The following is a 22695-nucleotide window of genomic DNA, read 5'->3' on the forward strand; positions in this document are numbered from 1 at the left end:
GCGACTATACCGACTCCCCCGCCCGGCCGCGCCATCGCCCGTCGGCCGTGGTGACGCGCGCAATAGCCAGCCGGATGCCCGATCCGGCAGGTCAGCCGCCGTGGTTGTAGCGGACGAGGTAGGAGGCCATGGCGGCGACGTCGGCGTCGGTCCAGTCGGCGAAACGGTCGGTGAAGGCCTCTCGGCGGCGGCGTTCGGCCTCGCGCGCGACCGCTTTGCCCGCGTCCGTGGCGCGCAAGATGTGGTTGCGGCGATTGGCGGGGTCGACCTCGCGGGTGAGGTAGCCGAGCCGCTCGAGCGCGCCGACCTGCCTGCTCACAGTCGACTTGTCGAGCAGGAACTGTTCGGCCAGGTCGGTCGCCTGACAGCCGTCCCGCTCCTGGACCAGGTCGAGGATGCTGTACGCGACGAGGCTGAGTTCGGGGTGCAGCTCGGCGGCGCGGCCCCGGGCGCGGCGGGCGAAGGCGGTGAGCTCGCGCTGGATGGTGTCGATGGCGGTCGCTCTTGGCGCGGACGGGTTCATGGTTGTATGCTACAACCATAATAGTTGTATTTACCAACCGTTTGGAGCACCGTGTCGATGACCACCTCCCAGCTCCGGCATGTCGCCGGACATCTGCTCACCCCGCTGCTGATGTGCCTCGGCATGGCCTTCGCCTATCTCGGCGCGTTCCATCAGCCGACGCCGAACCATCTCGAACTCGCGGTGGTCGGAGATTCACCGCAGGCGATGGTGCTGGCGCAGACGATGAAGGACAAGGCGGGCAGCAAGGTCGACATCGTCACCGTGCCGGACCGCGCGGCGGCGATCGACGCGCTGAACGAGCGTGAACTGATCGGGGCGTACGTACCCGACACGCAGCACCCCGAGCTCTTGGTCGCCACGGCGGGCTCCGACACCAGCGCGATGGCCGCGGAGGTGGCGTTCCGGCAGGTGTCGGATCATCAGGGCGTGCCGCTGGTGGTCACCGACATCACGGCCAAGGCCGACGGTGATCCGACCGGGCAGGGACTGTTCTTCCTGTTGGTGGCGCTGAGCGTGGGGGCGTACGGCAGTGTCGCGGTGATCGGTGCGGCCGGGGCCATGCTGCGGATGCGCGTGCGGGCCGCGGTCGGGATGGTGACGGCGTTGGTGGTCAGCCTGATCGGAGTGCTGGTGGCGGGGCCGGCGTTCGGCGTGATCGACCACGACTACGCGGCGGTGTTCGGGATCGCCTGGCTCTACAGCGCGGGCATCATCCTGATCGGCATCGGGCTGCACACGTTCCTGAAGCGGTGGACGACGCTGGCGCTGATCACATTGTTCGTGATGCTGAACTTCACCACCTCGGGCGGGGTGTACGGGCCGCAGTTGCAGAACGGGTTCTTCGGTGCGCTGCACGCGTTCTGGAACGGCGCCGACTTCGTCGAAGGGCTGCGGTCGCTGCTGTACTTCGAGTCCGCGGCCGGGTTCGGGACGCGGTTGCTCGGGCTGCTCGGCTGGCTGGCGGTGGGTGTGCTGCTCGTCGTCGTGGCGGGGCGATACGAGGCACGTAATCAGCCGAAGCCGGTCGCGGCCGCCGCCGTCGAGGAGGAGATCGGCGAGGCGGTCGCCGTCTGATCGCGGGCCGCGGGTGAGCTCGGCCACACCCCGGCGAATCCCGTTGCCGACCACCCGGATCCGGGGGCCGGGCGCTGGTCGGCGGGTTCGCCGGGGTGTTGCGCCGAAAGGGTCGCGCTATCTCGTAGACGCGAGTACGGTGTAGCGCGCAACCGCGGCCAGCGCCAGACGCCGCGAGGGGTCGAACCGCGGAAAGGGTGGGCTGCACCGATGAATGATCCCGGCGCGCAACGCCCTGGCGACCCTGTCCCCCTCGCCCAGCGGTACACCAGCGCCGATCCGATCGACTGGTGCGGCGCCGCCGTCTACCCGATGTACGCCGAAGCACTGTCGCTCGGCACGACCACGGTGCGGTTGCACGCGCTGTCGGTGATGGCGCCCGCCGAAGTCACCGGTCTGGGCCTCGGGTTGACCGTGCAGGGCGGGTACGTCCACTTGAACGGGAAATCGCTGCAGGGCGTCGACATCTGGTACGACGCGCTCGCCGACGGAGTGGACATCGTCGTCACCGCGGACGCCCCGGAAGCGCTGTTCACGCTCACCCCGGTGTGGGTGGCGGGGTCGCAGGCGCAGCAGTCCTGGACCGGCAACTACGGCATGGTCATCGATCTGCTGCCGGGCAGCACGTCCACGCTGTGGTGCAGTACCGGGCCCGGCACACCGGATTTCAACGAGCTCGTCGTGGAACTGGCCACGGCGCCCGCCCCGGATCTCGCGCCCTTCGCGCCACCCTCGCTGTGGACCGAAGACGCCGCGATCCAGGAGGCTGTTCCCCATACGCCGTTCGCGCCGGTCACCATGCCGCCGACGCCCGCGATCTCGGCGGCGATGCTGGCGGATCCGTTGCTGTCGGCCGCATTGCGGGCCGTGGGGCCGGATTCGGGGCGGCCCGCCACGTCGACCGGCTCCCGACCGGCTCCGTCGGGCTTTGTGCCTCCGGCCGTCCAGAATCCGTCCGCGCCGCCGTTGTCCGCTGCGGACCGAGCCGATGCAACGGCTGGTCCTACCGGCACGCTGCCAGGTAGGCGGATTCCAGCCGCAGATCACGGCGATACGACACCGGCCGGACCCACCGGCGCGCGTCCAGGTGCACCTCTTCCCGCGCCGGTTCCGGGCGATGTGGCCTCGACCGAACGCGGCACCGGGTATTCCGGCGATTCGGGTCCTTTCGCCGATCAGACCGGTACTGCCACCGGATCCGCCGCTGCCGCCAGTGCCGGTGGCCCGGGTCCCGCCACGAGTCGGATCAGTGGGCCGCAGGCCGAACCCACCAGCGCTGTTCCCGCTCAGGGGTTCGCCACGTCCGATTTCGGTGCGGCATGGACGGGACCTGTTCGCGGTGCCGAGAATTCCGCCGAGAGCCCGAACGACGCGACGGCGGGCGGACATACCAGTATGGCCCCCGGGCATGGGTTCGCTCCGAATGCGACCGGTGCGACAGCGGGCGCAGGTACCGGTACCCGCGGTCCCGTCGAACAACAGGTTCGTGCCGCGTCTGACGGACTTTCCGGTGCCGACGCCCAGGTTCCCGGCAGTGGCCGTCGCGAATTCTCCGACCTTTGGACTGCACCGAATGCCAGTACGGTGGACGAGGTTTCGGTGGACGGACACGAACCCCGCGTCTCGGCGGCAGATCTGCCCGCTCTCCCCACTCGGGTCCCCGCGTCGGCCGCTTCAGGCGAGCCACCGGCCACTGCGCCGACCGGCGTGCCGGCGGGCAGTCCTGTTCCGGTGATACCGACCGATGCTTCGGTTCGGACTGCCGATCACACTCCGGCTCGGCCTGCGGCTGAGCAGGTGTCGAACGCTGGGCAACTTCCGACCAGGCGAGTCACATCCGCTGGGCAGGCTTCGGCCGAGGCGCAGGCTCCGAACACCGCGCAGCTTCCGACCAGGCAGGTCTCAACCGCAGGGCGCGCTTCGGCCGAGCCGCTGGCTCCGAACCGTGCGGAGCTTCCGACCAGGCGAGTCGCATCCGCCGAGCAGGCTCCGAACGAGGCGCAGGCTCCGAACACCGCGCAGCTTCCGACCAGGAGAGTCACATCCGCCGAGCTGGCTCCGAACGAGCCGCTGGCTCCGAACCCTGCGGTTCTTCCGACCAGGAGAGTCGCATCCTCCGAGCAGGCTCCGAACGAGGCGCAGGCTCCGAACGCCGCGCAGCTTCCGACCAGGCGGATCTCGACCGCCGGGCAGGATTCGGTCGACGGCCAGGCACCGGACGCTCGCCAGGCGCCGACTGCTGAGCGGCTTCCGACCAGGCGGATCTCCTCCGTCCAGCAGGTTCCGGCAGACGGCCACAGTTCGGCTGGTGGCCAGGTTCCGGCTGACGGCCACAGTTCGGCTGGTGGCCAGGTTCCGGCTGACGGCCACAGCTCGGCTGACGGCCATGGTTCGGCTGGCGGGCGAGATGCCGTGGCCGGATCGTTCGACGATCGCCCGTCCGCCGCAGAACATGCCGGGGCGCGGTTCGTGTCTCCGGAGTTCCGTGCGCCGATGTCGGACACGTCGGCGATTCCCGGACGGGGCGCTGCGTCGACGAACGACGCCGCTGCTTCGGATCCCTCGCCGCTGGTCTCCGAGTCTTCCACTCCCCCACCGGCGGCTGTATCGGCGTCCGATGACAGCCACGGTGGGACGCAGTCCGATCCCGTAGTCGGTGGCGTGCCGGCAACTCCGTCGGCGCCGAGCGTGATGTCTGCTGCCGGCAGGCCGCATCCGGTTTCCTCTGCGGCTGCGGGGCCGGAGCGTCCGGCGACGATCACCCCGCTGGGCAGGGGGACCCAGGGACTGCCCTCCGCGGACTCACGGATGCCCGAACAACCGGCGATCGACAGCCGGGCGCCGGGACAGGGACCGATCGCGCCCGTGGTACCGGCGATACCCCCGGATTCTCCGGCCGAGCCGAACCCGCCGGCGTCGGCTCTGCGCGCACCGCAGGCTTCGGGTGGGCAGGGGTTCGGGCGGGCGCTGTACGACCTCGGGACCGCCATGCACGAACGGGGAGAGCATGATTCGGCGCGGATGTTGCTGACGCAGGCCGCGGAGGCGGGCCACAGTGCGGCCGCGTACGACCTCGGGGTGTTGTTGCTGCGGGCGGGTGACCGAGCGGGCGCCGAACACTGGTGGAAGGCCGCGGCCCACGATGATCCGCGGGCCGCGGCCTCCCTGACCGAGCTGCCGCGCTAGCGATCCGCCAGCGCGGCCTGTTCCGGTGCGTACTCGCGGACCGGGGTGATCTCCCTGGCCGCGATGTGCGCGGGCCTGCTCGCGGGTGCCGCGAACGGCCGCACCGGCGCGTTCTCGACGCTGTTGAACACCAGGAAGATGTTCGAGCGCGGGAACGGGGTGATGTTGTTCGCCGAACCGTGCATCAGGTTCGAGTCGAACAGCAGCGCCGAACCGGCCCGGCCGGTGAACTGGGTGATGCCGTAGCGGGCCGCGAGGAAGGTGATGTCGTCGTTCGTCGGCACCCCGAACCGCTGGTCCTGCAACGACTCCCGATAGTGGCTGTCGGGCGTCTCACCCAGGCACGGCACGAAGGTGCGGTGCGACCCGGGCATCAGCATCAGGCTGCCGTTGAACGGGAAGTTGTCGGTCAACGCGATCGACAGACTCACCGCGCGCGGGGCGGGCATCCCGTCCTCGGCGTGCCAGGTCTCGAAATCGGAGTGCCAGGCGAAGCCGCTGCCGCCGAAACCGGGCATGTAGTTGACCCGGCTCTGGTGCAGATACACCGCCGACCCGAGGATCTGCTCGGCCAGGCCGACGATCCGCGACTCGGCCAGCAGTTCCGCGATCGGCTTGCTGAGCTTGTGCACCTGGAACACCGAACGCACCTGACCCGCCACCGGTTCCACGACCACTCGTTCGTCGCCGTAGAGCACCGGGTCGGCGGCGAGGTGGCCCACTTCGGCGCCGAACGCGGCGACCTCGTCGGGCGTGAGCAGGTCGGGGATCACCGAGTACCCGGCCGAGTCGAACCCGGCCAGCTCGGGTGAGGTGACCTGCCCCCACACCGTGGGATCGGTGCGCTCGATGTGCGCGGCCGGTTCGGTCAGGCGGGTCGGGTAACGGTCGAGCCGATCAGACACGGGCATCCTCCTCGACGATCAGCGGATACACCCCGTTCTCGTCGTGTATCTCGCGGCCGGTCACGGGCGGGTTGAACACGCACAGCATCCGCAGGCGGGTGCGGGCGTTGACCTGATGACGTTCGTTGCCGTCGAGCAGGTACATCGAACCAGGTCCGAGCTGGTAGACGGCCTGGTTGTCGAGGTCGAGCAGACTGCCCTCGCCCTCGATCAGCCACACCGCTTCGACATGGTTCTGGTAGTGGAACTCGTGGACGGTACCGGCCTCGATGGTGGTCTCGTGGAAGGAGAAACCGACGCGGTCACCCGCCAGCACGATGCGCTTGCTGCGCCAGCCCGGCCCGGCCACATCCCGTTCGGTACCGGTGATCTCGGCGGTGGTGCGCACGATCATGCGGCACCTCCACACACGGTGTCGATGGAGTTCGACAGCACGGACAGGCCCTGCTCGAGTTCGTCGCTGCCGAGGGTCAACGGCGGCAGCAGTTTCACCACCTCGTCCATCGAACCGGAGGTCTCCACGAGCAGGCCCTGTTCGAAGGCGGTCCGGCAGACCTTGCCCGCCTGCGACGGGTCGTCGAACACGATGCCGTGCACCATGCCGCGGCCCCGGGTGGAGACGCCGGAGTGACGCCCGGCGATCGCGGCCAGCGACCGCGACAGGTAGTCGCCGTTGGCGATGGTGCGCTGGGCGAGGGTGTCGTCGGACCAGTACTCGCGCAGCGCGGCCGTGGCGGTGACGAAGGCCGGGTTGTTGCCACGGAAGGTGCCGTTGTGCTCGCCCGGCGCCCACTGGTCGTGCTCGGGCTTGAGCAGGACCAGCGCCATCGGCAGGCCGTAGCCGCCGATCGACTTCGACAGGGTGACGATGTCGGGGGTGATGCCGGCGATCTCGAAGGAGAAGAACGGGCCGGTGCGGCCGCAGCCCATCTGGACATCGTCGACGATGAGCAGGATGTCGCGCGCGGCGCACAGGCCGGCCAGGTGGCGCAGCCATTCCGCACGGGCCAGGTTGACCCCGCCCTCACCCTGCACGGTCTCCACGATCACCGCGGCGGGGCGGTCGAAACCGGAGGAGCTGTCGTCGAGGACGCGCTGCATCCAGCCGAAGTCCTCGATGGTGTTGTCGAAGTAGCCGTCGAACGGCATCGGGGTGGCGTGCTCGAGCGGCACGCCCGCGCCCGCCCGCTTGGCGGCGTTGCCGGTGACCGACAGCGCGCCCAGGGTCATGCCGTGGAAAGCGTTGGTGAAGCTCAGCACCGTCTTGCGGCCGGTGACCTTGCGGGCCAGCTTCAGCGCGGCCTCGACGGCGTTGGCGCCGGTGGGGCCGGGGAACTGCACCTTGTAGTCCAGGCCACGCGGCGACAGCAGGGTGTCGCGGATGGTTTCGAGCAGTTCGCGTTTGGCCACGGTGGACATGTCCAGGCCGTGGGTGATGCCGTTGCCCGCCACGTAGTCCAGCAGCGCCCGCTTGAGCACCGGGTTGTTGTGGCCGTAGTTCAGCGCGCCCGCCCCGGCGAAGAAGTCGAGGTAGTCGCGGCCCTGCTCGTCGCGCAGCCAGGCACCCTCGGCAGTGGCGAAGACGGTCGGCCAATCTCGGCAGTAGCCCCGCACGTTCGATTCCATCGCCTCGAAAATGCTGGTGTCGGTGGTCGTGATCATCGTCGTTCCTCCTGGCGCTGAGCGGGTGCGATGACGTACAGCTGCTCGGCCTCGTGTGAATCGGGGAAATCGTGCGTTTCGAACAGGGAGACGGTGCGCAAACCCGCACCGCGCTCCCGGGCCACCGCGGCGAACAACGCCTGGGAGGCGGTGTTGCCGGGTGAGATCGTGGTTTCCAGCGTGGTGATGCCCGCGGGGGCCACCGAATCCAGCAGCGAGTGCAGGATCCGGGCGGCCAGACCCCGGCCGCGGAATTCGGCGTCGACGGCGATCTGCCAGACGAACACGGTGTCGGGTGCGTCCGGGCGGATGTAGCCGATGACGAATCCGACCGCGCGGCCGTCGCTCTCGGCGACCACCGAGGTGGCGGCGAAATCGCGACACCACAGCAGGTACGCGTAGCTGGAGTTGACGTCGAGTACCTGTGAGTCACGGGCGATCCGCCACAGCTGGGCCCCGTCACCCAGGCGAGCGGGGCGCAGTCTCGGTTCGGAACCGAGAACCGCAGGGGCGGTGGCGGATTCGATGGACGTGGTGGACGAAGGCATACATCTACAGTGGCGAACCGACTTTGCGGTCTCTGTGTCGAGCTCTTTGCAGTTGTATGACGAGTCTTTGACTACGCTTGCGGATCGAGGCGATAGCCCAGACCACGCACCGTGACCACGATGCGCGGGTCGGACGGATCGCGCTCGATCTTGGTGCGCAACCGGCGCACGTGGACGTCGACGATCCGCTCGTCACCGAAAAATCCTTGGTCCCAGACTCTTTCGAGCAGGACGCTGCGGCTGAGCACCCGCCCGGGGGTCTCGGCGAGCTCACACAGCAACCGGAATTCGGTGACCGTGAGATGGATCTCCTCGCTGCCGCGGCGCACCGCGCCCGCGTCGGTGGCCAGGATCAGCGGGGCGACCGGATCGGCGTCGAGCACCGCTTCGGGCGTCACATCGCGTTCGGCGGTGATCCTGGCGCGGCGGCGCAGGGCGCGCATCCGGGCGGTGATCTCCTTGATCTCGAACGGCTTGCTGACGAAGTCGTCGGCGCCCGCCTCGAGCGCGGCGACCACGTCGTGGGTGTCGTAGCGCGTGCTGATCACGATGATCGGCACGTCGTGGTCGCGGCGGATCTCCCTGATGCAGTCGAAGCCGTCGGTCTCGCCGCGCATCAGATCGACGATCATCAGGTCGGGCGGTCCGTCGCTGCGGAGCCGGTCGAGGGCGTCCTCGGGGACGCCGGCCTCGGCGACGGCGTATCCCTCGTCCTCCATCGCGCGGCGCAGGTCGCCACGCATCTGGACGTCGTCGTCCACGATCATCAAGTTCGCACTCATGCCTGCACCTCGCTGTAGCTGGGCTCCGTCATGACCGCGGTGGCGGCTGTGGTTGTCGGCCGCGTCTTGCGCTCGCTCATGTGCACATCCTTTGCTGACACACGGGACGTGCGTCGGATCACGTCGGGGAACTCGCGTCCCCAGACCGACGCGACATCCCGTCTTCGAGCTTGTTACCGATCCGTTATTTACCCAGCCTCAGCTCCGCGTAAACCCGCCGTAACAATTCGACCGGTCCGCGGAGCCTTCGGAGACCGCTCGGCGAGGGCGTTGCGCTGGCATAGTCGAGGCGTGACACCGACGTATGACGACATCACCGCGGCGGCCGCGCGGATCGCGGGATCGGTGCGCCCGATCACGCTCGCACCGGCCGCGACCGGGGCGGATCCCCTGTGGTTCGCCCTCGAGTACCTGCAGTTCACCGGCTCGTTCAAGGCGCGCGGCGCGCAGAATTTCGTGCGCGCGCACGCGGCGGCGGGGACGCTGCCGGAGGCGGGTGTGACGATCGCCTCTGGCGGCAACGCCGGGCTCGCGTGCGCGTGGGCGGCGCGCGAAGCGGGCGTGCCCGCGACCGTTTTCCTACCGGACACCGCTCCCCCGGTGAAGATCCGGCGACTGCGCGACTACGGCGCCGAGGTGCGGCTGATCGGGCCCGAGTACAAGCAGGCGCTGGCAGCGTGCCAGGAGTTTGCCGCGACCACCGGCGCGCTGTCTTCCCACGCCTACGATCATCCGCTCGTCGCGGCCGGCGCCGGCACGCTGATGCGCGAGATCGGCGCCCGGATTCCCGATCTCGACACCGTGCTGGTGGCCGTCGGTGGCGGCGGCTTGTTCACCGGCACGGCCGTCGCGGCCCAGCACCTCGGGGTGCGGACGGTCGCGGTCGAACCGGTGCGCTGCCGGTCGCTGAACGCGGCACTGGCCGCGGGCCGGCCGGTGGAGGTCACGGTCGACTCCGTCGCGGCCGATTCCCTGGGCGCGCCGAATGTTTCGGCGATGGCGCTGGCCGTGGCGCAGGACGAGAGCGTGCGCTCGGTCCTCGTCGAGGACGAACTGATCGTGCGCGCCCGCAGGCAGCTGTGGGACGAGCACCGGATCGCGGTCGAATACGGCGCGGCGACGGCACTGGCCGCCCTGCTCGACGGCGGCACCGGCCCGGCCTACCGGCCGCAACCGGGTGAACGGGTGTGCGTCGTGCTGTGCGGGGCCAACACCGACCCCGCCGACCTGACGCGCTGAGCGGCTCCGGGCCCCGGACCTCGCGATCCGGGGCCCGGCCGGTCAGCGCACCAGGGCGTTCTTGGTGGCGTAGTTCGACATCACCGAGTTCAGTCCGCGCATGGCCAGGGTGTAGCCGTAGGGAACGTAGCGCTGGCCCCAGTGGGCGAGCTGGATGTCGCGGGAGGTGTAGACCCAGTAGCGGTTGCGTTCCACACCCTTCACCACGGCGGCGGCCGCCTGCTCGGGGGTGACGGCATGGCGCAGGAACAGGCCCATCGCCTTCTGCAGGGCGGCGTTGTCGCGGTCGACACCGGCGATGTCGACGCTGTCGACCATCGGGGTCGCCATCGCGCCGGGGCAGACCAGGCTGACGCCGATCTTGTGCCTGCGCAGGTCGAAACGCAGCACCTCCGAGACACCGCGCAGCCCGAACTTGGTGGCGCTGTAGGGCGCGTGCCAGGGCAGGCCGAACAGACCTGCCGCCGAGGACACGTTCACCACGTGACCGCCGCGGCCCGCCGCGATCATCGGCGGCACGAACTCCTCGATCACGTGGATCGGGCCCATCAGGTTGATGTCGACGGTGCGACGCCACTGCTGGTGGGTGAGCTTGTCGACGGTGCCCCAGGTGGCGATGCCCGCCACATTCATGACGATGTCGACCCGGGACACCGCGTCGAAGGTGTGCGCGGCCAGCCCGACGACGGCGGCGTGATCGCTGACGTCGGCGGCGTGGGCCAGGTGCACGGTGGCGCCGGCGGCGCGCAGTTCCGCGGCCGTGGTCTCCAGCGCGTCGGCGGTGATGTCGGTGAGCACGAGGGCTGCGCCTTTGGCGGCGGCCGCGAACGCGGTGGCGCGGCCGAGCCCGCTGGCGGCACCGGTGATCAGGCAGGTCTTCCCGTCGAACTTCGTCATGGTCCCGACCCTACGGTTCGGTGAACGGATCCGTCTATGGTCCGGTCGTGATCGCGATGGTGGTCCAGCCGCCCACGTGGATCCGGCTGCCGTCGCGCAGCGGCACCGGGGCCTGCGCCGGGATGGGTGTCTCGGCGCCGTCGAGGCTGGTGCCGTTGGTGGAGCCGAGGTCGGTGACGGTGAGCCCGCCCGCCGGGTCGAGGCGGATCAGCGCGTGCGCGCGCGAGACGCCGATGTCAGCGGGGGCGATCCCGAGATCGATCTCAGGCACGATGCCCTGCGAGGCCGACCGCTTCCCGATCAGGAACCGCTCGCCGCGCAAGGGGATTCGGCGCTCCGGGTAGAAGTCCGGGAACGCGACCCGTTCGGCGTCGGGACCCTTGCGGGCCTGGACCCTGGCGTAGAAGTCGCGGTCGGCGAACACCCTGGCCACCCAGAGCCCGGCACCGGCCTCGCCGCGCACCAGGGTCGGGTCGCTGCCCCGCGGTTCGGGTCGGTCGGCCTGCGGTGTCGCGGCCGCGGGCAGGGCCGAATCGTGGCCGCAGACTTCACAGAAGCGGCCGCTGGTCGGGGTGGCGCAGGACGGGCACAGGCGCAGCGCGGCCGGATCGGCGACCGGGGTGTCGTCCAGGGCCGACCCGCACACATCGCAGTAGTCGATGGCCTGCGACTGATGCCCTTCCGCGCACACCGGCATGTCAGGCGCCCTCCGGCCGGACCCGCGCCGTCTTCGTCGAGCGGATGTCGAGCGCCAGTTCGTCGGCCGCGGTGACCTGGCCGCGCAACCGGACCGTGCCGTCGCGGTCGTCGACCTCCACGACGCCGCGCAGCAGCTTGGCCGTCGACTCGTGGCCGGAGGCCGCCGCCAGTTCGACGGCGCGGCGCAGCTTGGCGGTGGCGGTGGTGACGTCGCCGCTGCGGCGCGCGGCCAGCCCCTCCTGCACCGCCTGCGCCAGCTCGACCTGGCCGGTGTAGTGGGCGACGCGGGTGCTGATCCGGGTGGACAGCGTCGTGTCGGTGGTCCACACCGCCCGCACCAGGCCCTGGCCGAGCACCTCGTCCCCGGCCAGCACACTGAGCCTGCCCGCCAGTTTCTCCCGGCCGGGCGCGGCCGGTTCCAGCTCGATCTGCACGTGGTACTCGCGTTCCTCGGCGGCCCACGACGACAGCGGATACTCCCCCACCTGCGGTCCGGTGTCGACGCGGCGGCCGGTGAGGTCCTCGAGCACCGGCGCCACCTGCTTGACCATCCGCACCCGCGCCCCGGCCGGCGTCCACACCTTCAGCGTGAGTTCGGGGATGACCCGCGCCGCGGAGGACCGCATCATCGCCGCGAAGTCGGCCGACAGGTCCTTGGGGTCGGCGACCACGTCGGCGTCGCCGGACAGCTTCGAGGAGATGGTGTGCAGATCGGCGGCGTTCCAGTCGTCCCCGACACCGCGGCAATCGCAGACGAAAAGTCCTTCGGCGCGGTCGAGTTCGGTGGCCAGCTGCTCGGGGGTCTCGTGCTCGTTCTTGCCGTCGGTGAGCAGGATGGCGTGTGCCTGCGCGCCGGGGTGCGCCGCGGCCACCTGGCGGGCCAGCGCCAGCCAGGACCCCATGGCCGTACCGCCGTCGGGACGCAGCCGGTCCAGCGCGCGCTTGGCCGCGGTGCGGTGGTTGCCGTCGGCCGGGGCCGACATGGTGCCGGTCGGATAGATCATCCGCGCCCGTTCGGTGCCCTCGATGATGGCGAACGCGGTGCCGTCGGGGATCTCGTCGAGGGCGGTGCGGGTGGCGGTGCGCGCGTTGTCGAACTTGCGCTTGTTCCCCATCGACCCCGAGCAGTCGATGATCAGGATCTCCAGCCGCGGCGGCGGGGTGGCGATCGCGGCCAGCTCGGGGCCGGTGGTCACGGTGAGCACCGCGTCCACCACGCGCGCGCCGTCGGCGAGGAACTCGTTCTGGTCGACGGCGATCGAAATACCTGCGGTTCCCGGTGAACTCATGACACTCCTGGATCGGGCGAAACGGCGCGGGGCACCGGCACCGGTGCCAGCGCCACCGTGATGTTGTCGCTGCCGCCGCTGCTGATCGCGAAGTCGGCGAGCGCGCGGGCCGCCGACTGCGGCGAGGTCTCGACGGTGAAGCCGGCGAGGGCGACGGCGTCGGGCAGGTAGTTCCACAGGCCGTCGCTGCACAGCAGCAGGGTGCCGGGCTCGGTGGCCACCATGCTCTGCAGGCAGTTCGCCGACCACGGGGTCTCACCGCCGTCGGCGCCGAGCCAGCGCAGCAGGGTGTGCGCGCGCGGATCGTGCATGGCGGCTTCCTCGTCGAGGGCGCCCGCGTCGACGAGGGCCTGGGCCCAGGAATCGTCGACGCTGAGCCGGCGCGAGGCCGTGGGGTCGCCGGCGGCGAGCCAGAAGGCGCGGCTGTCACCGACATTGGCGACGGTGATCTCGGTGCCTTCGGGGGTGTCGCGCACGATCGCCGAGACATACGTGCACGACGGCGAGTACTCGGCCGTGCGGGACATCCCGCGCACGGCGGCGGTCGCGGTGGCCAGCCCGGCCATCACGGCGTCCTGCGCGGACCGGCCGTCGGCCAGCGCGGCCAGGGCCGCGTCGACACCGGACCTGGCCGCGGTGCCGGAGGCGGCCTGCGGGTCCTGGGAGGTGGAGACGCCGTCGCTGACCACGATCACCCGGGTGCCGTCGCCGTCGCGCACCGCCGCGGCGATCGCGTCCTCGTTTCTGGCGTGGCTGATCCCGCGATCGGTGAGCAGGTAGACCGCGCCCAGATCGTCCTCGAACCGGTCGGGCATCGGTTTGGGGCTGCCGCACTGCACGCAGTAGCCGCCCTGATATTGCCGTTCCCCGCAGGTGGAGCACTGCGGCGCGGTGACCGGATCGTGGACCGGCAGCGCGGTTTTGCGCACCCCGAGTTCACGGCCGCAGCCCTCGCAGAAGCGGTGGCCCGCCCGCGCCGACCCCGCGCAGTCGGGGCAGCCCGGCGCGCTCACAGCGTGGTCCTGGGCCGCACCGCGTTGGCCTGATCCACCAGCACGAACCGGCTCCACATGTCGTCGGCTTCCCGCGCCAATGTCCGCAAGCATCGTTCCAACCCCGTCCGCACTCCCTGCTCGGTGAATTCCACGTCCAACAGCTTGCCTGCCGCACTCGGCCGCTGTCCCGACCGGATCCAGTTCAGCGCCGCCTCCAGGACCGGCATGCGGACCTCGGCGGTCCGCTTGCGCGAGTCCAGGTTCAATCGCTCGACCCGCTCGCCCGCCTCCCGCAGCAGCGCCTCGTCCAGGTCATCGGCCGCTCGGCCCGCCAGCAGGGTGTCGACGGCGGAGACCCTGGCCTCGGTGAACATCGACGAGGTGCGGTCCACCTGGTCGAGCACGGCCACGGCCCCGGCGCGGTCGCCCGCCGCGCGCCGCAGCCGGGCGGCGCCGAAGGCGGCGGACAGGTAGGTGTGGTCGGTGCGCCACACCAGTTCGTAGAGCGCCGAGGCGCGGCGCAGCTCGGGCGTGTCACGTTGCTGCGCGCCGAGTTCCAGGGCTGCCGCGAGGGCCAGCTTCGGGGCAGGCTCGCCGGGCAGGGCGTTGTAGACGGCTTCGAAATCGGCGGCCGCGGTGCCGTGGTCGCCGGTGAGCAGCGCGGCCTGCGCGCGGTACCAGACTCGTCGCCAGTCGTAGTCCAGGTCGGCGTCCAGGGCGTCCAGCCGGGTCAAGGCGGCCGCCGGATCGCCCGCCTCGAGTTCGGCGCGGACCAGGCGCAGCGGGATCTCCACCGACTCACCGGATCCGGTGACCACCGCGCGCAGCCCGGCGGTGAGCGCGGCCTCCAGTTCGGCGGGGGTCGCCGCGTCGGTCGTGGCGAGCAGGGCGGCGCCGCTGTCGGCCGGGTCGACCAGTGGCGCGGGCAGTCCCGCGACGAGGGCGGCGGCGTCGGGGGTGGTGCCGTCGATGCCGAAGACCGCGCGGGCCGGACCGAACGAACTCGACATCCCCGGCCGCGGAATGCCGTCGCCGGTCGCGAGGACCTCGCGCAACACTCCGGTGAGCTGGTCGGCCATCTCCGACATGGAACCGAAGCGAGTCAGCGGGTCGGCGTGGGTGGCGCGCAGCAGGAACCGGTGCAGTGAATCATGCTGGGCCAGTAGCGGTTCGGTGTCCGGCGTGGGCAGCGGGCCGAGCTTGCCCTCGGCCGTGGCCACCCGCATCATGAGGACGGCGAGGGTACGGCCCGCGGTGTAGACCTCGGTGGCGACGGTGGGGCCGGTCTCGGCGATCTCGGGGGCCTGGTAGCCGATGGTGCCGTAGATCGGGCTGGTGCGGTCGTCCATCGAGATGACCGCGCCCAGGTCGATCAGCTCGAGCCGTTCCTCGGTCTGCATCACGTTGTCGGGTTTGAAGTCGCAGTACGCCCAGCCCCGCGCGTGCAGGTAGCCCAGAGCGGGCAGCATTTCCAGCACGTAGGCGATGGCCTGGGCGGGCGGCAGATAGCTGTTCGTCTCGGCCCGGTGCTTGCGCAGGATCTGCTTGAGCGAGGTGCCGCCGACGTAGGCCATCACGATGTAGCCGACCGGATCACCGTCGGCGTCGGCGTGTTCGGTGAAGTTGTGGATCTTGACGATGTTCGGGTGGTCGACCTCGGCCAGGAACCGGCGTTCGGCCAGCGCGGCGGCGAGCGCGTCGCTGTCGCCGATGTCGATGAGGCCCTTCAGGACCACCCAGCGGTCGTTGACCCGATGGTCGGTGGCCAGGTAGATCCAGCCCAGCCCGCCGTGCGCGAGCGCGCCCGCGACCTGGTACTGCCCACCCACCAGATCGCCCGCCCGCAAGCGGGGAACGAAGGAGTAGCGGGTGCCGCAGTGCGGGCAGAAGCCGGAGGTCCGGCCCGGAACGCCGTCGTGGCTGCGGCCCACGGGCTTGTCGCATTTGCCGCAGTACCGATCGGATTCGGGGACCTGCGGGTCGGTGAGCACCGCGGCGGCCGGGTCGACGCGCGGTACCGGCGGCACTTCGACCAGGCCCGCGCCGAGCCTGCCGCGGCCCGCCGAGCGGACCGACCCGGACCGGTGGGTGCGCACCGAACGGCTCGACGTGCGGCTGCTCGCGCTCACGGTCGGCGCGGACGGGCTGTACACCGCGGTGGCGGTCGGCGCGGTGCCGCAGATCTCGCAGTAGCCGTCGGCGATCGTTCCGCCGCACCCGGGTTCGGCACACCTGCCGGGTGTCACCGGGGCCGGCGCGGCGGCACCGTTGCGTGGCTGCGCGGTGGTCCGCGACGACCGCCCGGTACCCCGGGCCGGATCGGGCGGTGGCGCGCTCTCCGCCACCGGCGCGGTACCGCAGACGGCGCAGTAGCCGTCCTCCACGGTGCCGCCGCACCCCGGTTCACTACATGTCATGCTGTCCGCCCCGCTTTCTCCCCGATGATCGAACGATAGTCGGCGACCGCCCGGGTGACCGCGGCCAGATCGCACGGAGTGCGGCCGAGCAGCCCGGCGGCGATGCGATCGGCGGCCAGGACGTCGCGGTCCTCGCTCACCCCGAGCCGGGAGGCCTTGGCGCGATACGCCGTCAGCCTGCCGCGTAGTTCGGCCCGCCGGTCCAGCAGGCCACCGGCCAGTTCCCGGCGCTGCGCCGCCGTGCCCGCCGCGGTGTCGGCGCGCGCCCGCAGCGCGAGCAGGTGCTCCACCGTCGGCCGGGTCGGCTGTGCGCCGAGCGTGTCGAGTTCGGCGCTGAGCCGCGCCGCCGGTTCCCCACCGCCGGGCAGAGCGCCCGCGGCGACCTTCCGCGCGGCCTGGGCTGCGGTGTCGTCGGCTTGGCGCTGCAATTCGGCCAGCTCGGTCAGCTGCCGCCGCAGCGCCGCCACCGCGGCGGGCAGATCGGCGGCGACGGCCAGATGGTCGGCGTGGCGGGCGGATTCGGCCGCGACGAGCGCGTTCAGCGCCGTGAGCGCGGCGGTGATCTCGCCCGGGGCGAAGCCGAGTGGGTCGGTACCCGCGCGGCGCAGCAGCGTCGCCAGCGGTTCGGCCGCCGCGTCGAGCGCGCCCCGGGCCTGTTCGACCCGCTGCTGCAGCGGCGCGACGGCGCCGATGACCTGGCTGTCCACCGCCGCCACCGCGTCGGCGAACGGCGCGACGACGGCGAAGGCGGCCCGCATGCGGTCCAGCGAGTCCGCGATACCGACGGTCACCACGGTTTCGGCGGGTCCGGTGAGGCCGCGCTGCGCCAACGGGATCGGGATCCGCGCGATCTCGTGCGGACGGCCGCGCAGCAGGTCGGTGAGCCGGGCGCGGGTCCGGTCGTCGAGTTTGCGTGCGCCGCGCACGGTTTCGGCCTCCGCGACGATCGCGCGGACCCGGCCCAGGTCCTCCCAGAGTTCGCCGAGCGCCTTCTCCACCGGCGCCCAGCGGCGCGCGGTCTCCCCCGTCGGCGGGTACCGGCGCACCAGCGCCAGCCCCGGATGCCGGTCCAGTTCCAGCAGTGTGGTGGTCACGGTCGCCAGTTCCGCGGTGCGGGCGGCCAGTTCCCGATCGATCTCGGCCGGGCCGAGCAGCGGCCAGCTCATCCCACGTACTTCGGTGGCGGCGGGCCCGGCGAGGGGCCGAGCACCGACAGGTGCTGCTGGTAGATCCGCTGCCAGGTGCCGTCGGCGCGGGCGCGGTCGAGGACGCCGTTGACGAAGCGGACCAGATCCTCACTGCCCTTGGGCACCCCGACCGCGTAGGCGCCGGTGCCGATGGGGTCGCCGACCAGTTCCAGATTGCGGTCCTGGGCGACGAGTCCGGCCAGGATCGGTTCGTCGCCGCTGATCGCGTCGACGGTGCCCTGCTGCAGGGCGACCAGGCAGTCGGTCCAGTTGGTCACGCCGAGCACGGCCGGCGGGGTGGGCAGCGCGAACAGCGGCGCCGCGGCGGTGGTGCCCTTGGTGACACAGACCCGCTTGCCCGCCAGCCCGGCGGAGGTGGTGATGCCCGCGCCCTTCGGCACCGCGATGCGCTGGGCGGCACGGTAGTACACGCTGGAGAAGTCGACGTCGCGGCGGCGTTCGCAGGTGGCGGAGAAGGTGCGCACGATCATGTCGACCTTCTTCTCCTGCAGCAGCGGGATCCGGTCGGCCGCGGCGACGGAGCGCAGCTCGATCTTGTCCGGGTCGCCGAACAGATCGCGGGCGATCTCGCGGGCGAGATCGATGTCGAAGCCCTCCAGCCGCCCGGTGGACGGATTGCGGAAGCCGAACATGTAGGTGTTCTGGTCCACGCCCACCCGCAGCCTGCCGTTGGCCACGATCGCCGCCATCGACGACCCCGCGGGCATGGCGCCGGGGCGCGGCTGCCCGGCCGGGGCCAATGTGGCCTCGGTGTCGCAGGATCCGCTGCCCTCGGCACTCGGCGCCGCGGTGATCGCCTCGGCTCCGGGAATCGGCGGTGCGACGGCCGTGGCCGGGATGGTCGACGGTTCGGGAGCGTCACCGCAGCCGGCGACCAGCACGAACACCGCGGCCACGGCCGTGGCCAGCAGGGGGCGCCGGGTTCTCATAGGAATTCCTTCATTCGTGGCCACAGTCCGGTGACCACCGCGCCCGCCGCGGCCAGCAGCAGGAGCAGGGTGCCGAAGGGGCTGAGTGCGAACGTGGTTCCGGCCGCGTCCACGCCGTCGCGCAGGTCGGTGCGCGCCTGGGCCAGCGCGTCGCGCAGTTCGCGATCGAGGCGGGCGAAGCTGGTGGCCGAGCTGTCGGGCCCGGTGCCGATGGCCTGGGTGACCGCGCCGGTGAAGTCGGCCTTCTCGTAGGCGGTGCGCTGGGCGTTGTGGCCCGCGGTCCAGTTCGTCAGTGCCCGACCGGCTTCCGAGTCGCCGCCACCGGCCGCCGTCAGGCGCTGCTCGAGGGCGCTGGTGTGCGTGTGGAACGCGGCCTCGGGGGCGGTGATGTCGCCACGGGTGATCAGGGCCAGGGTCTCGTCGGTACGGGCCTGCTGGGCCAGGATGCGGGCGTTCGCCAGGTTCTCCACGCGCGCACCGGCGCCGGTGTCACCGGTGTCGAGCAGGTGCGCGGCGGTGAGGGTGGCGCCCACCGACCACAGCAGCGCCACCACGGCGGCCGCCGCGGCCACCACGACGCCGGCGTTCACCCACCGGTTGGTGCGGCGCAACAACAGCACCGAGCCCACCCCGCAGGCCACGAGCACGAGCAGCAGCAAGGTGATCGAGGTGAGCGGGAGCGCGCCGATCCGGTCCTGGTCCTCGCGCACGGCGGCGAAGCGCGCCTTGTTGAGCTGTTCGGCGTTGGGCAGCAACGAGGTCTGCATCAGGTCGGAGGCCTGGCGCAGGTAGGCCGAGCCGACCGGGAAGCCCTGCCGGTTGTTGGCCCGCGCGGTCTCCACCAGGCCGGTGTAGGTCGGCAGGTCGGCGGCGATGCGGGCCACGATCGCCCGGCTCTGCGCGTCGGTGGCGCCCGCGGTCGCCTCCGCCAGGGCAGCGGCTGCCTCGGCGAGCGACTGCTCGTAGGTGTCGCGCACCTGCGGTGACTCGATGCCCCCGGACAGGAACGCCGTGGCCGCGCCTGCGTCGGCGGCGGAGAGCGAGACGTACAGACTCTGCGCGGCGAAGGCCAGCGGTTCGGTTCGGTCCAGTACCTGCTCGGTGCGCCCGATCTTGGCGTCGAGCTGTTGTCCCGCAGTCGATCCGGCGGCCAGGCAGGCCACCGTGGTGACCACGAGCAGCACCCCGATGATGCCCGGTGTCGTCGCGGCGAATCGCCGTAGCCACGTCCCCGCGTCACGGATGGTCGCCGGTAGGCGAGATCCCACACCGTCCTCCTTCGTCTCCCCGGGCGGTGTCTTCGATCGCGATAGTACGGGAGGCGCTGGGAATTCGCCCGGGTGATCGAAACCCGCTCCGCGCAAGCGGATCGGGCACGAATCGCCGCCCGGCAACGGACGGGGTCCGCCACACCGATGGTGTGACGGACCCCGTCTGTGCTGCCGGTACTGCCCGGCGGTCAGGCCTCGGCTTCGGCGACCTGCTGTTGCCCGGCCCGCGCGGCGGTGCCGGTCTTGCTGAAGCGCAGCACGCCGTCCTCGATCGGCGCCTTGTGCATCAGCGTGCGGTCGCGGTAGTAGTTGTTGACCAGCTTCCAGGCCCCGCGCGCGCCCTGCCGCGGCATCACGCCGTCGCCGCGCTGGATGTAGCCCGACGTGAGGGCGCCACCCATCAGCGACTCCTCGGCGTAGTCCTCGGGCTTGGCGTTCACCTCGAAGGTGGTGTACCCCCGGTCGCGCATGATGTTGAGCACCCGGCACAGGTAGGCCGCGGCGAGGTCGGCCTTCAGCGTCCAGGACGCGTTGGTGTAGCCCAGGATCATCAGGAAGTTCGGGATGTCGGAGTACAGCACGCTCTTGTAGGCGACGGTCTCGTTCATCTTCACCGGCTCGCCGTCGATGGTCATGGTCGCGCCGCCCAGGATCTGCACGTTCAGGCCGGTGGCGGTGACGATGATGTCGGCCTCGAGCTCCTGGCCGGACTCGGTCAGGATGCCCTTCTCGGTGAACTTCGCGATCCTGTCGGTGACGATGTCGGCCTTGCCGCTCTTGAGCGCCTTGAACAGGTCACCGTTGGGCACCACGCACAGCCGCTGGTCCCACGGGTTGTAGGACGGGGTGAAGTGACGCATGTCCACGTGCTTGCCGACCTGCAGCCGGATCTGGGCCAGGATCAGCTTCTTGGACAGCTCCGGGTTGGTGCGCGAGAGCTGGAAGCTGGCCCGCTGCAGCGCGATGTTGCGCGCGCGGCCGATCTTGTAGGCGATGGCGTCGGGCACCCGCGACTTCTTGAAGCCGATGGCGACCGGGTCGTCGGAGGGCAGCGCCTGGATGTAGGTGGGCGAACGCTGCAGCATGGTGATGTGCTCGACATCGTCGGCCATCGACGGGATCAGCGTGATCGCGGTGGCGCCGGAGCCGATCACGACGACCTTCTTGCCGCGGTAGTCCAGGTTCTCGGGCCAGTGCTGCGGATGCACGATCTGGCCCTGGAAATCGGCCTGACCCGGGAAGTCCGGCTGAAAGCCCTCGTCGTAGTTGTAGTAGCCGCTGGCGCCGACCACGACGTCGGCGGTCCAGGTCTCGGTCTCGCCGGTGGCCTCGATCAGGGCCTGGACGGTCCACTGCGCGGTGGCGCGGTCGAAGGCCAGGTGCACGACCTTGCGGCCGAAGGTGATGTGGTCGGTGACGCCGTATTCCTTCGCGGTGTCCTCGACGTACTGGCGGATGCTGCCGCCGTCGGCGAGCACCTTGGTGCCGATCCACGGGCGGAAACCGAAACCGAAGGTCAGCATGTCCGAGTCGGAGCGGATGCCGGGGTACTTGAACAGATCCCAGGTGCCGCCGATGTTCTCGCGGCGCTCGAGGATCGCGTAGCTGCGTCCGGTCTGCTCGCGAACGAGGTGGCAGGCCGCGCCGATTCCGGAGAGGCCGGCGCCGATGATCAGTACGTCGACATGCCGCGTCATTGAGGAAACTCGTTTCGTAGGTCGTGGCCGCCCACGCATCGTTGCGCGAGCCTCCAACGAGGTTACGTGTTTCGCATGGTTACGTCTAGTTTCCCCGGCCGTTGTCGTGCGGGCCGGGGGTTGGACGCAGGGTGATCCGAATCCGTGACGGCACCGGATTCGCCGGTCAGCATCGATGACTGTTCCCATCACTGCGACGAAAAGGCGGACATGACCGAGCGCGGACTGTCGTTCCACTGGTTCCTGCCCACATACGGCGACTCCCGCGGGCTGGTCGCCGGCGGACACGGCAGCTTCATGTCCGGCGATCGGCCCGCCACGCTGCGCTATCTCAACCAGCTCACGGCCGCGGCCGAGGACAACGGTTTCGAGGGCGTGCTGACCCCCACCGGCGCCTGGTGCGAGGACGCCTGGCTGACCACGGCCATGCTGGTGCAGACCAGCGAGACGCTGAAGTTCCTGGTCGCGCTGCGCCCCGGCCTCACCAGCCCGACGCTGGCGGCCCAGATGTCGGCGACGTTCCAGCGGCACTCCGGCGGCCGGCTGCTGCTGAACGTGGTGACCGGTGGCGAGCCGCGCGAGCAGCAGGCCTACGGCGACTTCCTGGACAAGGCCGAGCGCTACGCGCGCACCGGCGAGTTCCTGCACATCGTGCGGCAGCTGTGGGAGTCGACCACGCCGTTCAGCTTCACCGGCGAGCACCTGCGGGTCCGGGACGCGCTGCTCAGCTCCCGCCCCGACCCGATTCCGCCCGTCTTCTTCGGCGGTTCCTCGGGTCCGGCCGGACCGGTCGCCGCCCGCTACGCCGACACCTACCTGACCTGGGGCGAGCCGCTGGACGCGGTGGCGACCAAGCTCGACTGGATCCGCGGGCTCGCGGCCGCCGAGGGCCGGACCGTCGACTTCGGCCTGCGGATCCATGTGATCAGCCGCGACACCGCCGCCGAGGCCTGGGCCGAGGCCGACCGGCTGCTGTCGGGGATCGCGCCCGGCGAGATCGAGCGGGTGCAGGCCAGCCTGGCCGCCAGCGAGTCCGAGGGCCAGCGCCGGATGGCCCGCCTGCACGACGGCCGCACCGACGGCCTGGAGATCGCGCCGAACCTGTGGGCGGGGGTCGGGCTGGTCCGCGGCGGGGCCGGGACCGCGCTGGTCGGCTCACATGCGGAGGTGGCCGATCGGCTGCTCGAGTACGCCGCGCTCGGCATTGATCACTTCATCCTGTCCGGCTATCCCCATCTGGAGGAGGCCTACTGGTTCGGCGAGGGTGTGTTGCCGATCCTGGAGCGCAAGGGCGTGTGGCGGCATCCGTCGCGGCCCGCCGCGGTGCCGGTGGTCGCTCCGTTCACCGCGGCGGCCAGCAGCTGATCGAGG

General features: G+C 71.0%; 19 protein-coding genes. 4 read left to right on the forward strand and 15 right to left on the reverse strand.

Features of this window, described 5'->3' with window-relative positions; translation table 11 throughout:
• Positions 1 to 91: 91 nt before the first annotated feature.
• Positions 92 to 523 (reverse strand): MarR family winged helix-turn-helix transcriptional regulator, encoded by a 432-nt coding sequence (locus EL493_RS21300; RefSeq protein ID WP_019047354.1) that lies wholly within the window; start codon positions 521 to 523, stop codon positions 92 to 94.
• 57 nt (positions 524 to 580) lie between these two features.
• Here EL493_RS21300 and EL493_RS21305 point away from each other — a divergent pair, with 57 nt between their 5' ends.
• Together EL493_RS21305 and EL493_RS21310 are read left to right on the forward strand one after the other, a co-directional pair.
• Positions 581 to 1600 carry an ABC-2 transporter permease gene (locus EL493_RS21305; RefSeq protein ID WP_019047355.1) on the forward strand — a complete coding sequence of 340 codons (1020 nt, stop codon included), beginning with the start codon at positions 581 to 583 and terminating at the stop codon, positions 1598 to 1600.
• A 210-nt stretch (positions 1601 to 1810) separates the two neighbouring features.
• Positions 1811 to 4786, forward strand: coding sequence for a hypothetical protein (locus tag EL493_RS21310; protein ID WP_022566808.1), 2976 nt, complete (start codon positions 1811 to 1813; stop codon positions 4784 to 4786).
• Here the strand turns inward: EL493_RS21310 and thpD are convergent.
• The 5 genes from thpD to EL493_RS21335 form a co-directional block, all read right to left on the reverse strand.
• Positions 4783 to 5697, reverse strand: coding sequence for an ectoine hydroxylase (gene thpD / locus EL493_RS21315; protein WP_019047359.1), 915 nt, complete (start codon positions 5695 to 5697; stop codon positions 4783 to 4785). The two genes, EL493_RS21310 and thpD, sit on opposite strands and share 4 nt — an antisense overlap.
• Complete coding sequence (locus EL493_RS21320) at positions 5684 to 6085, reverse strand: ectoine synthase (RefSeq protein WP_019047360.1); 402 nt, start codon at positions 6083 to 6085, stop codon at positions 5684 to 5686. Before EL493_RS21320 ends, thpD begins: the two co-directional genes overlap by 14 nt.
• On the reverse strand, positions 6082 to 7350 hold the full coding sequence (ectB, locus tag EL493_RS21325; protein ID WP_030202343.1) for a diaminobutyrate--2-oxoglutarate transaminase: 1269 nt from the start codon (positions 7348 to 7350) through the stop codon (positions 6082 to 6084). The genes EL493_RS21320 and ectB overlap by 4 nt, the downstream gene beginning before the upstream one ends.
• The gene (gene ectA, locus EL493_RS21330) at positions 7350 to 7901 is read right to left on the reverse strand and encodes a diaminobutyrate acetyltransferase (RefSeq protein ID WP_019047362.1); all 552 of its coding nucleotides are present in this window, start codon (positions 7899 to 7901) and stop codon (positions 7350 to 7352) included. The genes ectB and ectA overlap by 1 nt, the downstream gene beginning before the upstream one ends.
• A gap of 71 nt (positions 7902 to 7972) precedes the next feature.
• Positions 7973 to 8683: a response regulator transcription factor gene (locus tag EL493_RS21335; protein WP_019047363.1), complete on the reverse strand. Its 711-nt coding sequence runs from the start codon at positions 8681 to 8683 to the stop codon at positions 7973 to 7975.
• Between the two features lie 291 nt (positions 8684 to 8974).
• On the opposite strand from EL493_RS21335, the gene EL493_RS21340 reads away from it, so the two are divergent.
• On the forward strand, positions 8975 to 9922 hold the full coding sequence (locus tag EL493_RS21340) for a threonine/serine dehydratase (protein ID WP_019047364.1): 948 nt from the start codon (positions 8975 to 8977) through the stop codon (positions 9920 to 9922).
• Between the two features lie 42 nt (positions 9923 to 9964).
• Here EL493_RS21340 and EL493_RS21345 read toward each other — a convergent pair whose 3' ends face one another.
• The 9 genes from EL493_RS21345 to EL493_RS21385 all read right to left on the reverse strand — a co-directional run bounded on the left by EL493_RS21345 (position 9965) and on the right by EL493_RS21385 (position 21324).
• Positions 9965 to 10819: an SDR family oxidoreductase gene (locus EL493_RS21345; protein WP_019047365.1), complete on the reverse strand. Its 855-nt coding sequence runs from the start codon at positions 10817 to 10819 to the stop codon at positions 9965 to 9967.
• A gap of 34 nt (positions 10820 to 10853) precedes the next feature.
• The gene (locus EL493_RS21350; protein WP_019047366.1) at positions 10854 to 11516 is read right to left on the reverse strand and encodes an FHA domain-containing protein; all 663 of its coding nucleotides are present in this window, start codon (positions 11514 to 11516) and stop codon (positions 10854 to 10856) included.
• Between the two features lies 1 nt (position 11517).
• A complete protein-coding gene (locus EL493_RS21355; protein ID WP_019047367.1) occupies positions 11518 to 12807 on the reverse strand; it encodes a vWA domain-containing protein in 1290 nt (429 codons plus the stop codon).
• Positions 12804 to 13820 carry a protein phosphatase 2C domain-containing protein gene (locus EL493_RS21360; RefSeq protein WP_022566806.1) on the reverse strand — a complete coding sequence of 339 codons (1017 nt, stop codon included), beginning with the start codon at positions 13818 to 13820 and terminating at the stop codon, positions 12804 to 12806. Before EL493_RS21360 ends, EL493_RS21355 begins: the two co-directional genes overlap by 4 nt.
• Positions 13817 to 16219, reverse strand: coding sequence for a serine/threonine-protein kinase (locus EL493_RS21365; protein ID WP_081723187.1), 2403 nt, complete (start codon positions 16217 to 16219; stop codon positions 13817 to 13819). Before EL493_RS21365 ends, EL493_RS21360 begins: the two co-directional genes overlap by 4 nt.
• A complete protein-coding gene (locus EL493_RS21370; RefSeq protein ID WP_019047371.1) occupies positions 16216 to 17385 on the reverse strand; it encodes a hypothetical protein in 1170 nt (389 codons plus the stop codon). Before EL493_RS21370 ends, EL493_RS21365 begins: the two co-directional genes overlap by 4 nt.
• The gene (locus tag EL493_RS21375) at positions 17382 to 18356 is read right to left on the reverse strand and encodes a glutamate ABC transporter substrate-binding protein (protein WP_019047372.1); all 975 of its coding nucleotides are present in this window, start codon (positions 18354 to 18356) and stop codon (positions 17382 to 17384) included. Before EL493_RS21375 ends, EL493_RS21370 begins: the two co-directional genes overlap by 4 nt.
• A complete protein-coding gene (locus tag EL493_RS21380; protein ID WP_022566805.1) occupies positions 18353 to 19624 on the reverse strand; it encodes a hypothetical protein in 1272 nt (423 codons plus the stop codon). The genes EL493_RS21375 and EL493_RS21380 overlap by 4 nt, the downstream gene beginning before the upstream one ends.
• A 191-nt stretch (positions 19625 to 19815) precedes the next feature.
• A complete protein-coding gene (locus EL493_RS21385) occupies positions 19816 to 21324 on the reverse strand; it encodes a flavin-containing monooxygenase (protein ID WP_019047374.1) in 1509 nt (502 codons plus the stop codon).
• Positions 21325 to 21534: 210 nt separating this feature from the next.
• Here EL493_RS21385 and EL493_RS21390 point away from each other — a divergent pair, with 210 nt between their 5' ends.
• Positions 21535 to 22689: an LLM class flavin-dependent oxidoreductase gene (locus tag EL493_RS21390; protein WP_019047375.1), complete on the forward strand. Its 1155-nt coding sequence runs from the start codon at positions 21535 to 21537 to the stop codon at positions 22687 to 22689.
• Positions 22690 to 22695: the final 6 nt, after the last annotated feature.

It is taken from the genome of Nocardia asteroides, from assembly GCF_900637185.1.
Classification (GTDB): domain Bacteria; phylum Actinomycetota; class Actinomycetes; order Mycobacteriales; family Mycobacteriaceae; genus Nocardia; species Nocardia asteroides.